Origin of the sequence: Microcoleus sp. S36b_A4 (genome assembly GCF_036700645.1) — a bacterium.
In the GTDB taxonomy this organism is placed as follows: Bacteria; Cyanobacteriota; Cyanobacteriia; order Cyanobacteriales; family Microcoleaceae; genus Microcoleus.
Genome location: NZ_JAUBPI010000051.1, coordinates 1 through 13102, shown reverse-complemented (window position 1 = coordinate 13102; position 13102 = coordinate 1). Strand labels below are relative to the sequence as shown.

Here is a 13102-nt window from a genome sequence, read left to right as displayed (position 1 = left end):
ATTCGCCAGCGGTAGGATTTTTCGGTTCTTCTGACATTAACGCTTCCTGTTAAAAGTGATTCGGTAAGGAGTTGGGAGTTGAGCAAGCGGGCGATCGACTTTCTTGAGGGCACACATTTTATCGCAAACCAACCTGAGAGAATGGCTAGTCAAAAAAATTTGAACTGAAAACACTCTCACAGGGCGATCGACCGCCAATATCACAACTCCTTTGGTTATTCTAAATCTCAGCGACAGCTCGTTCAATCAAACGGCGGGCTAGAGTTTGAACACCGGTGTGTTCGTAGTAGTTGGTAGTCATGTCGAGGAATGCGCCCACGTAGTCTACCTTGTCAGCAGAAATTTCCACAAAACTCTGCAAGTGGCCAAGTACGTTTTGGGGAGTCAAACCTCGATCGCTCACAAAAGAGCTCATCCAGCCGGAAACCGAGTTAAAGCTTTCGCCGATAAAGCCCAACTGGCCTGCGGGAGAGCCCCCTGGAATCATGCCACCGATCGAGTTAAAGACCGAATTATCTTGCAAATCGCTGGGGGAGAGTCTCTGAATCCAAGACTGAGTTGCCATGATAAAGTCTGGGCCCAAAGGAATCAAACCATCAAAGCAAACCAAAGCAGCCATCCGCATCAGGGATTCGCCGCCGTAGTCGCCCAAGGATGCGGCAAAATCGCCGATGCTGTCGCCAGGAATGCCGTTGATTTGGCAAAAAGCGAGCAACTCAGTGACTAACTTCAGAGAAAGGTCGATCGTTTGAGCTTTTTCCGGCTTGGGAGTGAGATTGCCTAGCATGGACAAAAACGGCACATTTTCCGCAACTTTGTTAGCGAGGGCGGCAGTGCCCAAAGCCTTGTCGGCGTTGTCAATAGTTTGGTAGAGCCAGAGAGCGCGCTGGTAGCCCTCTGATTTATCGTTGAAGAGGTAGATAGCGCGCTCGCCGATTTGCTGGATCAGTTCTTCGTCAGTTTCGCCAGTAACGGTGCGAATGGTATTTTCAAAGCCAACTAAATTGTTCCACTCACCGGGAACCACAAAGTCAAGCGCTCGCAGGGCTTTGACAGTCATGTTGTCTTGAGGCAGTTGATCGACTAATTCAAAGACTGTTTTGCTCACAAAAAACTCCTTATGCTGGAACGAAAATCAAAGGTATTACTTTTGGCAGATGGCAAAAACTTCACACTCTCTTTGTGGCAAACTTAGTTTTAATAGCGCCAGACTGGAGTCAGGCGCGGAGTGTGACAAGAGACATTGCTACTTGACGCGGGCGAGACCGCCCAGGTTAAATTTTGACAGCCAAGCTTCGCGCTCGCTAGCGGTAAAAGAGGGACTGCGCGATTGAACTTTCACCTGATAGCGATTTGCCACTAAAACAGCGGTACCATTAGCACCCTGATTAATGGCGGGATAGCCTGCAATTTGCTTGGTACTTTGCTTAAATTTTGCACCTGCGCTAGGGTTGCCGGCGATGTCGTTAATCGAGAGAACCGCGACATTTTTTCCGTCTTTGTTCAGCTTAGCTTCAGCAAAACCGGATTTTTCTTGAGCAAAAACGCGATCGAATCCACCGCCAGAAGCCGGGAAGTATTTATTTAACTTACCGCCTGCCACTGCCTTCTTGGGCAGGTTTTGATTACTCGCACTTGATTTATCAGCAGTTGTCTGCTGTGCTTTACCAGGTTTTTGGGTGCTTTCCTGCTGGGCTTTGTCCCAGCGGGAGGGGGCTTGGGTTTGACCGCAGGCGGTCACTAACAGCAGTACCGAGATCAGGAATGGAGCTAAGATGCGGCGTGCGGGGGAAAATTGCATCGCTGTCTCCTCATTAGTAGGTTTCCATAACAATTGTGGCTTAGAATTGGGCAATTTGTGTGCTCTGAGCGGATGATTTGTCTTCTTTGCAAAAAAATCCTCTGCCTGCCGACAGAGGATTTTTTTGCAATTACGAGTTTTGAAGGAAGAAAACTGAAAGATTGCTCCACAGATCAATTCTGGGGATGGGGGTAAAGAAACTAAGTTTTCTGATAGCCAGCAATCTCAAAACAATTTTTGCTGATTTTCTCTAGATTTATCTAGAAATTTCAGAGCAATTGTTCATCCATCGTCTTACTTCGGCTTTCCAACTTAGGTCTTACTTTAGGGGTAAGGATTAGGCGTCGCTTTCAATGTAGATAAACAACAAACCCATTACCACCACCGGCATCACCCAGGTAATTAGGGGAATCAAAATCCAAGGCAAGAAAGAGGCAGCGTAGGAACCTGTCATATCAAATTCTCCAAACTAAAGTTAGTGTGTTCCAACAGGGATATTTGGGAGTCAAGTCTAATTGTTGACTAAGCCCCGGAAAATGGCATCAACGCCGTTAAAGTTTTCGAGTAAGAAGTAGGCAACAAAGACACCACCCATTCCACCAATGAAGAAACCACCGGTAAACTGGCTCCAGCCTTCAGCATTTCTGAGGGCATCAGGGGTCATGGGATTAGCGCTAGGGTAGCTGGTGTTGTCTTGTTTGAAAGAGACTAAACCGTAAGCAGACATACCTAGTGTGCCAAGCAGAACTAAGACGAGGGCTGTATATAATCCTCCGAGATTAGCTGCTTCTGGATAATCCCGCAGGGGGCCGAAGACGATTTCGGGGCCGACGAGGAAATAACCGTGTGCCAAACCAATTTCTAGGCCTCGAATTAGGGGCGAGAGTCCTTTGCGGTAGACGGGCAAGTTCCCAATGAATGCTTTTGTGAAATCAGAAGCACTGATGGGAGTTGCTAGATGACCCGTGAAGGGGTCGCCGTTAAAGGGTTTAATAAGCTCTGCATCTCTGGGATCGGCCATATTCTGTTTGTCCTCGCAGTTTAAAAAGTTGAGGCGTTCAAGTCATATTTTACGCAGGGACGTGTTTCCTATTTACATAATTAACGGCGAGCTTTAGAAAAGTTCACTATTCTTTAGTTTTTGGAAGAATTTTTCTTTTGCCTCTTATACCAGAAAGCGAGTCGATCGGGCGACACTCCCAGGAAATAAGCGATGATTACTATTTGATTAATGGCGGTGGTTTGGAGAACCCCAAGCTGTTGCCAGCGACGGGCGGAGGTCAGCACTGGCTGGGGTACTATTTCAATGCGGCCTTGTTTTTTCAATCGGCGCACGAATTCAAAGTCTTCCATCAGTGGCAAGTCGGGAAAACCGCCAATTTTGTCAAAGGTAACTGCGTGGAGGAAAATAGCTTGGTCGCCGTAGGGCATTTGCAGAAAGTTCGATCGCCAGTTTACCCCTGTTTCTACCAACCGGAGGCTGAGACTGCGGGCGTCAATCTTGAGTTCAAAGGCCCCCGCTAGCGTACAGGGATTAGCTAGTACCCGACGCGCGCTATCGTCGTACCCCCTAGGCAAAAGAGTGTCGGCGTGGAGAAACAGCAATATCTCTCCAGTAGCGGCGGCTGCACCTACATTCATTTGGGCTGGACGGCCTGGGGCGGTGGAGATAACTCGGACGCCCAAAGATTTTGCTATATCTGTAGTACCGTCACTGCTGCCGCCGTCAGCGACAATTATTTCGACATTTTGGGCCTGAAGCGCGGTGGAGATGACTGGGGCAATTGTAGATGCTTCGTTTAAGACGGGAATGATAATGGAAATTTTGAGATTGGGATTTTCTGGCGACATACAGAATTAAGCAGCCCGTGAGAGAGAGCGGGTTTTGTACAAAGCTGATTTTGCCCCTTTCTGACCCCGGGTTCGCCCCTACATTTTGCCTTAACGTGAGAGTTTGGTAAATAACCAAGCTATTAGTTGGTCATTTTTTACACAGGCCCCGCGCCTACATAGGGCTTTCCTGTGGCATGGCGGGTTTTGTACAAAGCCGAGCTGTTAGTTGCTAATTTAGTTGGTAATTTTTGGCTTTTTATCGCGCCTGGGACTATTGTCCCAAGCGCTGTCTAACTGCTACTGAGATTCAGCATTTGGTTAGACAAATACAATTACTATATTAGGACGTTCCGGTTTTACAAGCAAGCACTTTTATTAAAAAATATATGATTCTTTCTAATAGTTAATCAGCCTTAAATAGAGTTTAGTTATTTCAATATATTAATATCTAAACCAAGGAGGTCTTCTGGTCGATCAATATCTGTAAGAGTGGGAAGATAAGCAATATTGAGATCGAGCTTTTGGGCGATCGCCCGCGTACAAGCAAATACTTCACTGGTTCCCCAGGGAATGCCACCGAACAATTCCGGTATCGATTGCCGCAACCCGATCAAATAATAACCTCCGTCTGTCGCGGGACCCAAAACTACATCGTGCTGGCTCATTTCATCAAAAGCTTGTGCCATGATTTCGGCTTTCAAATCAGGACAATCAGTGCCGATAATTGCTGTTTTCTTAACCCCTGAATTAAAAGACTTTTGAAATGCTGCTGTCATTCTTGCGCCCAAATCACCGTCTATTTGATTTTGACACAAAATATCACTTCCCAACCACTCTTGCATCAGTTGTTGGCTGCCGCCGGCTCGGTGAATTTCTACTGATAATCGGCGGGATGTTTGGAGAGAGAGCGCGCAGGCGATCGTTCGTTGGGCCATCAAGCGGTGAAGGTTGGCAGCGCCTGTTTTTCCCAGCACCGGAATTAGTCGAGTTTTGGTTGTTCCCGGTTCGGGATAGCGGGTGAAAACAATCAGTTTTTCGGGTATCATTTATTGTTGATGAGTTTTCAAGGAATGAAATGCAGAGGAAGAGAAAGAGTTAACTACTGCTTCACGAATTGCCGAGTTGGTGGGTTAGGCAATGACTTAATTTAATCGCCGTGCCCAACCCAGCATACAATGTATTTACTGAAAAATAGCCACCAGTTAGCTCATTTCTAGCATTCGTTGGATGGGCTGCAAAGCTGCTAGTTGAATATCTAGGGGCATGGTGATTTCAGGCGTTTGATTTTTCATAGCTAGATACAATTTTTCCAAGGTATTTAATCTCATGTGAGGGCATTCGTTGCAAGCACAACTATTATTGTTGGGAGGAGCGGGAATAAAGCGTTTGTGCGGAGCTTGCTTTTGCATTTGGTGAATGATTCCCGGTTCAGTCGCGACAATAAAAGCTTGGCTGGAACTAGCTTGAGAATATTTGAGCAAAGCAGTGGTGGAGCCTATGTAATTAGCGTGGCGCAGCACGAGAGGTTCGCATTCTGGGTGAGCAATTATTTCGGCTTCGGGATTTTCGATTTTGAGTTGAACTATCTTTTTTTCTGAGAAGTTTTCGTGGACAATGCAAGCTCCTTGCCAAATCTCCATGTTTCTGCCTGTTTGTTCCATGACGTAGCGGCCGAGATTGCGATCTGGTCCAAAAATTATCGGCTGATTTTCAGGAATTTGGTTGACAATTTTAACGGCGTTAGAACTGGTGCAAATTATATCGCTCATTGCCTTAATGGCGGCGGTACAATTAATGTAGGAAATTACTAAATGTCCTGGTCGATCGGCTTTGAAAGCTGCAAAGGCTTCGGGAGGGCAACTGTCGGCGAGGGAACACCCAGCATTTAAGTCTGGCAACAATACTAATTTGTCGGGATTGAGAATTTTTGCGGTTTCGGCCATGAAATGAACTCCGGCAAAAACTATGACTTCGGCGCTGGTGTTGGCGGCTTTGCGGGCAAGTTCTAGGGAGTCGCCAATGAAGTCTGCGATGTCTTGAATCTCGGAGTCTTGGTAATAGTGGGCGAGAATGACGGCGTTTAACTCTTGTTTGAGGGCGTTAATGGCTGCAAACAAGTCGTCGGGCAGTCGGGTTTGAGTAAAGTTCGGAGCAGGTGCGGTGGTAAACACAGTTAGAATATTCCGGGGAAGGTGGCGAAGACAGCTAAAGTGTATTTTGAATTATAGTTGAATTCACCAAAAACTGCTGGCTGTTCAGTGGAGCTCATCTAAAATCTCAAATCTAAAATCCAAAATATGCTGCGGGAGAGTGCAAAAATTGGTCGCTGTTTCTTATGCTGAGTAAGAAGGGGCTAGGGATCGATCGCACATGACAAATCACATGAATAAAGCTAAATCTATCAAAATTGCGGTGGTGGGGGATGTTCACGATCGCTGGGAACCTGAAGACGGGGAAGCCCTGAAGCATCTGGGCGTTGATTTGGTGCTGTTTGTGGGGGATTTTGGCAATGAGTCGGTGGAGGTGGTGCGGGCGATCGCCCAATTGGACATTCCGAAAGCAGCGGTGTTTGGGAACCACGATGCTTGGTACACGGCGACGGAGTGGGGTCGCAGTCAGTGCCCTTACGATCGCACCCAAGAAAATTGGGTAAAACAACAGTTAGATTTAATGGGAGAAGCTCACGTCGGTTACGGGAAACGGGATTTTCCCGAATTGGGCGTAACTGTGGTGGGAAGCCGCCCGTTTACTTGGGGGGGATCGGAGTGGAAGTACGGGGATTTTTACTCGGAGTGGTTTGGGGTAGAAAGTTTTGAAGAGTCAGCACGGCGCATTGCAGAAGCTGCGGCGGAGGCGGACTGCGAAAATGTGATTTTTTTGGGTCACACGGGGCCGACGGGGCTGGGAGAGGCTCCTGAAGACCCCTGCGGGCGGGATTGGAAGCCATTGGGAGGGGATTGGGGCGACCCGGATTTTGCGGAGGCGATCAATCGAACTCGGAGTTCTGGGAAGCACATACCGCTGGTAACTTTTGGTCATATGCACCACAAACTGCGGCACACGAAGCAGGAGTTGCGGAAGTCGCTGGAGGTGAGTGCGGAGGGTACAGTTTATTTGAATGCGGCCAGCGTACCGCGAATTGTCGAGAGAGAGTGCTCGAAACTGCGGAATTTCTCGATCGTCCTGCTGGAAAATGGAGCAGTGTCGGAAGTCTCTCTGGTATGGGTAGGCGAAGATTTCGGGGTAGAAAGAGAACAAATTCTTTATCGGCGCGCTGAATCTGCGGCTATTTGTAGTTAGAGACATTTGCTGGTATGATAAAATTTATGCGCCCGGAGAGGTGGCAGAGTGGTCGAATGCGCCTGACTTGAAATCAGGTGAACCGCAAGGTTCCGTGGGTTCAAATCCCACCCTCTCCGTTTAACAATTCTCTTGTCCGTTAAGGGTTTCAGATTCTCTATGCCCTCAAGAGTTCCCTTTTCCGCTCATCTTTCGCTCACTCGTAGTATTTCGCAACAAAAAAACACCCCCGCAGGGGTGCTGTTGCTTACCAGGTAAATTTTCTAGCCCACTGACTTAACTAAAGCCTTCTTCATCCGCCGGGTCGCCGTAGGGGTCTTCGCTTGCCGGGGTCACATTGCCGAACATTCCAGCATCCGCTACGTAGTCTGCGGGGTCGCCGTAAGGGTCTTCGCTTGCCGGAGTCACGTTGCCGTACTGTCCGTAGTCGGTACCGGCGTAGTCTGCGGGGTCGCCGTAGGGGTCTTCGCTTGCCGGAGTCACGTTGCCGTACTGTCCGTAGTCTGCGGGGTCGCCGTAGGGGTCTTCGCTTGCCGGAGTCACGTTGCCGTACTGTCCGGGATTTGAGGCATCTTCGTAATAGCCGTCAGGATCGACTTGCTCGCTGTCTGGCCCGACGATCGCATCTTTTAACTTCCGCAAAAATCCGTCTACCATGATAGAGTTCCTCTTTTTTATGTGTTGAAAAACGACTGTTTTAGATTGGGAATCCCAGATTTAATTGAACGTCACGGAACCTGCAATCTAAAATCTCAAATGGTTACACTACTGTGCCGGAACAGGAGCTGTAGCTTCCGGCAAGGTAGTAAGGTCTCGACCGGTATTTTGGTTGTTATACCCCTGGAATTCGCGGTAACGCACTGCCTCGGACTCCGGAACTTTAATTCCTCCAGGCGGGGGCGTTACCCAGTGAGCGCGATTCTGGGCATCGCGGTAGTAAACGCGACCGTTTTTGGAAAGGTAATGTTTTCCCTGCGGCCCCTTTTCTTGTTTATTTTTGTGCTGATTGTAGATGTAGTAAAGGGCGGCGGCTCCTGCTAAAGTAATCCCTACTTTTTGAGCATTGCTCAATCCTTTTTTCGCTTGTGGCGAAGGAGTGGAGGCACGATTAGTTTGCACTCCTCCAGCGCGAGTATCGTCAACAGGAGGCGGGGGAGCGGAACTTTCCTGGCTAGAACCGCAAGCAGTCACAAAGGGAAATGTCAGCAGAGTTGTCAGCAGCAGAGCCATGAAGCGCGATCTTTTTGGTTCGGGTTTGATTGTGTTCATTGCCGCTCCGAATTGTCGGGATTATAGGTAGGGTGTGTTCTGGCGAGGTTTAGGAACCTGAGCTGCTGCCAACAGTTTTTAGAGTAAATTAATTTCTCAAAGCAATTTTTTTGACAAAAGTAGTTGCTGAGAACTTAACAGCGCAGGTACGGTATTGCGTTTCTATTCAATCATGCTGTAATCTCTCGATGATTTACTCATTCCAGGGATATAAATAAAGTTTCTTTTATTTCAGTCTGGAGGTATATGCAAATGCGCGCCTTCGGGTAACAGTAAATTTCGTTTGTGGGCTGGTTAAAGCAAAGTGAAGCAGACGGAGGGGGCGAGTCCGAAACTCAAAGCAGCACTGGCGAGGGAAAGGAGGGTGGATGTATAAGTCTGGCGGTGTTTAATTGCGTTGGACTGGTTCTCGGAGATGCCTGCATTTTTTTGTGGGAATTCTGGAGAGGTCGATCACCCTACTGTAGCAATATATTAATCGCAAAATAAAGCTACGAAAGCTTTTCAGAACTTGTATGAAATTTAAAAATTTACTTACTGCTGCTTTGTCGATCGCAGTTATATTTACTGCGGTCAAATATATACCGGCTTCAACTCAACAAAACCAAGTCAAGCAATTACTGGAAACCAAGCAATGTCCCGAATGCAATTTCAGGAATGCCAACTTGAAGGGACTTGACTTACAAGGATTTAACTTGCAGGGCGCGAACCTCGAAGGTGCTAATTTGTCAGGAACAAAATTAGCCAATGCCAACCTAAAAAATGCTAACTTAAATAAAGCCAACCTGACCGGAGCTGATTTGGGCTGTAGCGGCATTACTTTCAACCTTGAGGCTAATGAAAAAGAAGCAAATATGGATTTTAATGTCACCGCTATTCCAGAACAAAATAACCCAGAAAATGCAGTAGTTGGTTTTAATATGAAAGCAACGGATCGAGGAGCGACAATGCGTTTTAACCTCATGGGATGCGCTGACTTCTCAAATGCTAGCTTGCAAGAAGCTAAAATGCCCGATGGCAAAATTCATCCTTAATTGCAGCCCATAAAGCAATCTGCTGTGTCATCATTTGTCAACTTCTTTTCATTTTTTCTGCACTCTCTTTTCTCTTTCTCTGTGTCCTCAGTGGCCTCTGTGGTTCATTAAAAAAAACCGCCACCTGTCAGTCAGCCGGCGGTTTTTTTAAGCAACTAACAATCGCCTAAAATTAGTGAGCAGAACCGTTACCGTGATACTTATCAGTATCGTAGAATCCGTTTTTTGTGCCGAAGAACAGACAGCAAACGGTGAAAACTGCTGTCAAGACTGCTAAAACTAACTTAACGTCCATAATTTACCTGCTGTTGTTGAGTGAGTGCAAATACTCAGATTGTAGAATCTTTTTGGCTGGCGCGGCCATCTACCAGCGTAGCGCCAGATTTGCTCGGCTGTACTCTGGTGCGGCAGTTTCCTGACGGCGAGACAATTCGGGGAATGATTGTCGAAACCGAAGCTTACGGCCCGGGAGATCCCGCTTGTCACGCTTACCGACAGCGCACTCCTCGCAGTGAGGTGATGTTCGGGCCTCCGGGTATGAGCTACGTTTACTTAATCTACGGGATGTATCACTGTTTTAATGTGGTGACGGATGCAGAGGGAGTTGCTAGTGGTGTACTGATTCGAGCTTTGCAGCTAGATGCGCTTCCCCAAGAATTCGCTGGAATTCCCGAGAAGAAGCGATCGCGCCTCGCCGCCGGGCCTGGGAAACTGTGTAAGGTACTGCAGATCGATCGAACTTTAAGCGGTTCTCCCTTGGGTGCAGGCCAACCGCTACGATTGGAACACCGGAGCGAGAACTTTCAGCAAGCTGTGGAGGAGGGTACAATAAATTTTGTGCAAACTACGCGGATCGGGATTTCTCAAGGAATGGATTTGCCTTGGCGGTGGTATGTAGGGAACTCTACCGCTGTGTCACAACTCTAGTAATCTCAAAGGTATCAGTGTAAATTTTGTCGCTTATCTCAGTGAAATTATGGCTTACTCTTCTGAAAATCCGATCGTACAACTCAAAAAATGCCTAACCCTGGTTCAGGATGTTAGCACTCACAACGAAGCCAACCGGGCTTTCGAGCAATTGTGTGGAATTATCGATGCTGAAAACCCAATGGCGGCGCAACTTTTGGAGATGTTGTGGGAAGAAGCAATTATGGCGAGGCGATCGGCTTTATTTTGGCAGCAAATGAGCGATGTTGAGAAAGATATGGCTAATAGAATGATGGAAAATATGACGCAAATGCGGCAAAACTATTTGCGGTTGATGCAGGAAATGTAGACAGTAATTGATAAATTCGTGTTTGTAGTGAGGACTCTAGTCCTCTCTTTATCAATAAAGTTTTCTAGATGTAGGGTGCGTCAACGCTGATATTTGAGGAAGCTCAAACAGTTGGTTTTCGGGGCACCCTACAATAAATTCTGCTACTTCATTAAAGCAGCGCCGCGGTTGTAAAGTTCGCGCGCGTAATCAGTCCAAGTTCCCTGTCCCCAATAGCGGAAACAGCTTGTTTGCACCAACAAATTGTAAAGCAAAGCTTGCTGGTATTCAAACTGCTTAGTAACTGCCGCATCTTGCTGCACCAGCGGGTCGTATTTTTTGTGAAATGCAGCGCTGAGTAGATTCATCGGTTCCAAGACATTTTCGTAGCCTTTCACCCAACTCAAATCGTTAGTCCAAGAAGCACCATCCATGTGAAAATTATGGTCGGTTTGCTTGAGTTGGGCGATCGCTTTTTCCACCTTTTCCGGTGTAGCACTATCACGATCGACTAACTGCCAGATTTTGTGCTGGTTAATCCCCTGACAAACAGGATAATCATCAGGATTAACGCCCGCCGCTTCAATTATCTCCAAATATTCAGTGCCGTTTAAACCAACAACACCGGATTTTCCCCCGCCTTGTTCGCGGTTTTCGTGCCAAGCTTTGACAAAAGCGCTGGGAAATTCATTCATCATCACGCCGCCATTTTCGCCGTCGGCAATCTGAGTAACTAAAGAAGGAATTGTGATATTGCCAATTTCCTGCTTATTGCGTCCTTTTGCTTCGTAATACGGCTGCATTTGACCGACCAACTTCGTATCCGAACCTTGGGTTTTAATCAAAGCAGTAATACTGATTGTTTCCCCGCGAGAATTGCGAGCAACTAAACGGTTGGGAATATATTTTTGGTCTTGCGACAATCCCGATCCGTCGGGATTTTCTACAGAATGTTCCTGCACCATCAGCCAGCGATATCCGCATTCTTTCAAAGCTTTGATGTATTCGTAAAGTGTATCTGGGTGATTGGGAAAGTGCATTTCTGGGGGCGAAAAACCTTTAACGCGCTTCAGGGCATCAATGCCAAAAATGGCTGCGAAATGATGTTGCCATGCTTGAATTTGGAGTTTGATGTCGGGAATGGGAGTTGAGGGAATGACGGCGTGACTCCACATTGTCCCCAGCCATTCTACATGAGGTTGATATTGAGGATCGCAGGTAATCCGCTTGAGATTATCAAAGATATCGTCGCGTCCCATTTGGCGTAATCCCCACAATAAGTTGCCCGAATAGTCGAGCATAATTCGCGGGTTGCAGCCTTCGGCAATCAGTTGGGGAATAAATTCTCCCATACGGGAATAGCACCAAGCAAAGACTCCGGCGTTGTGATTGTCTCCTTGGTTGGGATGTTCAAACATATGCTGGAGATTGCAGATTAGTTCGCCGTTTGCACCCGCAGGAATTGTCGGTTGGTGCATATGGAGGGCGCAGGCGAATCCGGCTTGAATGTTTTCGAGGCGCAGATTTGTGGTAGGTAGAAAGATTGGTTCGTTGCTATTGGCTGCGGCACTGATTTCTGCTTCGGAGCCGCAAATGTTGGGCAATCCTGAGTTGATTTCTTGTAAAATCGGTAAATTGGGAGATTGTGCGATCGCAGGCATAAATTTTTCTCAACAATTGTGGAGGGGCGCTGTCTGCTATTGCTAATATAGCTAGATAATTTAACAGTAGCAGAGGATGTCTGCCAAAGATAAATTTTACCGGATAAATCCGGGATTGCGACAGCCCCAAATCACGGGTCAAATGTTTAACACATTTCACGTAAATAGGCGAGGTAAATTATGAAATACGAAATCAAGGTTTGGGAACCAACAGATTTGTGGTACATCCAAAATAATATCAATCCAGAAACGAACAAGTTTTATCATCCCACTAAGAATATTCCCATCGTTCAGCAAGCGGAAATTAACTTGAATAATTCCGGAGTGATTATTCAAAAAGGTGCGCTGCATTGGTGTATGGGGAAATTGACTTCCGGTGTTTATAAAACGGATAACCGTTTAAAAGATATGTGGGTATCTTTGACAACGGAAATGGACTACAACGCTCCCGTATATCAAGGAACTGGTACGGTGAAACTGGAACCGAGACAAAAAGGCAATTTCCTGCATTATACGCCGATCGCTCTGTCGGATGGGGAGCAGTGGGAATTTGATGATGGTGTATTTCAGTTTTGTTCGGACAATGTAGTTATCGGTGCTAAAAAACTGAAATTCCGACAAGTGGCAGCTTCTAATGACGGTAGGTGGAGAATTGCTGTTACAGCTTTGCGCGAGCAAAAAGCTACTGTTATAGCAGCTACAAATTCACCGGCTAAGATTGTCGAACTAAAACAAGGTGAAACTTTGATAGCTGATTGCGATTTAGTAAAAGGATTTACCAAGGGGATTGAAGAAGATTATCGAAAATTAGGTCATTTTGGCAAAGGTGGCGGGGAGGGTTATGTTTGGTTTTATCAGGGGAAAGGTCAATTATTAGACCTCTTGCGAAAGTGCGCTCGTTCTAGGTAAAATAAAAGAAAAAATTAGCTCCCATAATATGAAGTACGAA

16 protein-coding genes and 1 tRNA gene are annotated in these 13102 nt (G+C 46.8%); 6 read left to right on the top strand and 11 right to left on the bottom strand.

What is annotated here, in order from left to right; genetic code table 11:
* Window positions 1-220: 220 nt before the first annotated feature.
* The 7 genes from QUA03_RS17180 to nadA all read right to left on the bottom strand — a co-directional run bounded on the left by QUA03_RS17180 (window position 221) and on the right by nadA (window position 5805).
* Complete coding sequence (locus QUA03_RS17180; RefSeq protein WP_333213457.1) at window positions 221-1108, bottom strand: hypothetical protein; 888 nt, start codon at window positions 1106-1108, stop codon at window positions 221-223.
* A gap of 138 nt (window positions 1109-1246) precedes the next feature.
* Window positions 1247-1801: a hypothetical protein gene (locus QUA03_RS17175; protein WP_333213456.1), complete on the bottom strand. Its 555-nt coding sequence runs from the start codon at window positions 1799-1801 to the stop codon at window positions 1247-1249.
* Between the two features lie 337 nt (window positions 1802-2138).
* The gene (locus QUA03_RS17170) at window positions 2139-2255 is read right to left on the bottom strand and encodes a photosystem I reaction center subunit VIII (RefSeq protein WP_333042098.1); all 117 of its coding nucleotides are present in this window, start codon (window positions 2253-2255) and stop codon (window positions 2139-2141) included.
* Window positions 2256-2312: 57 nt separating this feature from the next.
* Window positions 2313-2822, bottom strand: coding sequence for a photosystem I reaction center protein subunit XI (locus tag QUA03_RS17165; RefSeq protein WP_333081456.1), 510 nt, complete (start codon window positions 2820-2822; stop codon window positions 2313-2315).
* A gap of 113 nt (window positions 2823-2935) precedes the next feature.
* Window positions 2936-3652, bottom strand: coding sequence for a TIGR04283 family arsenosugar biosynthesis glycosyltransferase (locus QUA03_RS17160; RefSeq protein WP_333213455.1), 717 nt, complete (start codon window positions 3650-3652; stop codon window positions 2936-2938).
* Window positions 3653-4062: 410 nt separating this feature from the next.
* Window positions 4063-4680, bottom strand: a complete 618-nt coding sequence (locus tag QUA03_RS17155) for a TIGR04282 family arsenosugar biosynthesis glycosyltransferase (RefSeq protein ID WP_333213454.1) — start codon at window positions 4678-4680, stop codon at window positions 4063-4065.
* Between the two features lie 156 nt (window positions 4681-4836).
* Window positions 4837-5805 (bottom strand): quinolinate synthase NadA, encoded by a 969-nt coding sequence (gene nadA / locus QUA03_RS17150; protein ID WP_333213453.1) that lies wholly within the window; start codon window positions 5803-5805, stop codon window positions 4837-4839.
* A gap of 211 nt (window positions 5806-6016) precedes the next feature.
* On the opposite strand from nadA, the gene QUA03_RS17145 reads away from it, so the two are divergent.
* Together QUA03_RS17145 and QUA03_RS17140 are read left to right on the top strand one after the other, a co-directional pair.
* On the top strand, window positions 6017-6934 hold the full coding sequence (locus tag QUA03_RS17145; protein ID WP_333213452.1) for a TIGR04168 family protein: 918 nt from the start codon (window positions 6017-6019) through the stop codon (window positions 6932-6934).
* A 34-nt stretch (window positions 6935-6968) separates the two neighbouring features.
* Window positions 6969-7053 (top strand) — tRNA-Ser (locus QUA03_RS17140).
* A 157-nt stretch (window positions 7054-7210) separates the two neighbouring features.
* On the opposite strand, the gene QUA03_RS17135 is transcribed toward QUA03_RS17140, so the two are convergent.
* Together QUA03_RS17135 and QUA03_RS17130 are read right to left on the bottom strand one after the other, a co-directional pair.
* Window positions 7211-7591 (bottom strand): translation initiation factor, encoded by a 381-nt coding sequence (locus QUA03_RS17135; protein ID WP_333213451.1) that lies wholly within the window; start codon window positions 7589-7591, stop codon window positions 7211-7213.
* A gap of 108 nt (window positions 7592-7699) precedes the next feature.
* On the bottom strand, window positions 7700-8203 hold the full coding sequence (locus tag QUA03_RS17130; protein WP_333213450.1) for a hypothetical protein: 504 nt from the start codon (window positions 8201-8203) through the stop codon (window positions 7700-7702).
* Between the two features lie 515 nt (window positions 8204-8718).
* Here QUA03_RS17130 and QUA03_RS17125 point away from each other — a divergent pair.
* Complete coding sequence (locus tag QUA03_RS17125) at window positions 8719-9237, top strand: pentapeptide repeat-containing protein (RefSeq protein ID WP_333213449.1); 519 nt, start codon at window positions 8719-8721, stop codon at window positions 9235-9237.
* A gap of 172 nt (window positions 9238-9409) precedes the next feature.
* On the opposite strand, the gene QUA03_RS17120 is transcribed toward QUA03_RS17125, so the two are convergent.
* Entirely contained in the window at window positions 9410-9532 is a 123-nt protein-coding gene (locus QUA03_RS17120; protein ID WP_006633228.1) for a hypothetical protein, read from the bottom strand.
* 20 nt (window positions 9533-9552) lie between these two features.
* Here QUA03_RS17120 and QUA03_RS17115 point away from each other — a divergent pair, with 20 nt between their 5' ends.
* Window positions 9553-10164, top strand: coding sequence for a DNA-3-methyladenine glycosylase (locus QUA03_RS17115; protein ID WP_333213448.1), 612 nt, complete (start codon window positions 9553-9555; stop codon window positions 10162-10164).
* 49 nt (window positions 10165-10213) lie between these two features.
* Entirely contained in the window at window positions 10214-10513 is a 300-nt protein-coding gene (locus QUA03_RS17110) for a hypothetical protein (RefSeq protein ID WP_333081447.1), read from the top strand.
* 143 nt (window positions 10514-10656) lie between these two features.
* Here the strand turns inward: QUA03_RS17110 and QUA03_RS17105 are convergent, their stop codons facing one another.
* A complete protein-coding gene (locus QUA03_RS17105; protein ID WP_333213447.1) occupies window positions 10657-12153 on the bottom strand; it encodes a glycosyl hydrolase family 57 in 1497 nt (498 codons plus the stop codon).
* A 180-nt stretch (window positions 12154-12333) separates the two neighbouring features.
* On the opposite strand from QUA03_RS17105, the gene QUA03_RS17100 reads away from it, so the two are divergent.
* A complete protein-coding gene (locus QUA03_RS17100) occupies window positions 12334-13062 on the top strand; it encodes an AIM24 family protein (RefSeq protein ID WP_333213446.1) in 729 nt (242 codons plus the stop codon).
* Window positions 13063-13102 lie beyond the last annotated feature (40 nt).

Bases quoted from the DNA above. Each gene is read 5' to 3' on its own strand.
- QUA03_RS17175 (WP_333213456.1), bottom strand. From the start codon at position 1,801: ATGCAATTTTCCCCCGCACGCCGCATCTTAGCTCCATTCCTGATCTCG.
- QUA03_RS17170 (WP_333042098.1), bottom strand. From the start codon at position 2,255: ATGACAGGTTCCTACGCTGCCTCTTTCTTGCCTTGGATTTTGATTCCC.
- QUA03_RS17165 (WP_333081456.1), bottom strand. From the start codon at position 2,822: ATGGCCGATCCCAGAGATGCAGAGCTTATTAAACCCTTTAACGGCGAC.
- QUA03_RS17160 (WP_333213455.1), bottom strand. From the start codon at position 3,652: ATGTCGCCAGAAAATCCCAATCTCAAAATTTCCATTATCATTCCCGTC.
- QUA03_RS17155 (WP_333213454.1), bottom strand. From the start codon at position 4,680: ATGATACCCGAAAAACTGATTGTTTTCACCCGCTATCCCGAACCGGGA.
- QUA03_RS17145 (WP_333213452.1), top strand. From the start codon at position 6,017: ATGAATAAAGCTAAATCTATCAAAATTGCGGTGGTGGGGGATGTTCAC.
- QUA03_RS17135 (WP_333213451.1), bottom strand. From the start codon at position 7,591: ATGGTAGACGGATTTTTGCGGAAGTTAAAAGATGCGATCGTCGGGCCA.
- QUA03_RS17130 (WP_333213450.1), bottom strand. From the start codon at position 8,203: ATGAACACAATCAAACCCGAACCAAAAAGATCGCGCTTCATGGCTCTG.
- QUA03_RS17125 (WP_333213449.1), top strand. From the start codon at position 8,719: ATGAAATTTAAAAATTTACTTACTGCTGCTTTGTCGATCGCAGTTATA.
- QUA03_RS17120 (WP_006633228.1), bottom strand. From the start codon at position 9,532: ATGGACGTTAAGTTAGTTTTAGCAGTCTTGACAGCAGTTTTCACCGTT.
- QUA03_RS17110 (WP_333081447.1), top strand. From the start codon at position 10,214: ATGGCTTACTCTTCTGAAAATCCGATCGTACAACTCAAAAAATGCCTA.
- QUA03_RS17105 (WP_333213447.1), bottom strand. From the start codon at position 12,153: ATGCCTGCGATCGCACAATCTCCCAATTTACCGATTTTACAAGAAATC.
- QUA03_RS17100 (WP_333213446.1), top strand. From the start codon at position 12,334: ATGAAATACGAAATCAAGGTTTGGGAACCAACAGATTTGTGGTACATC.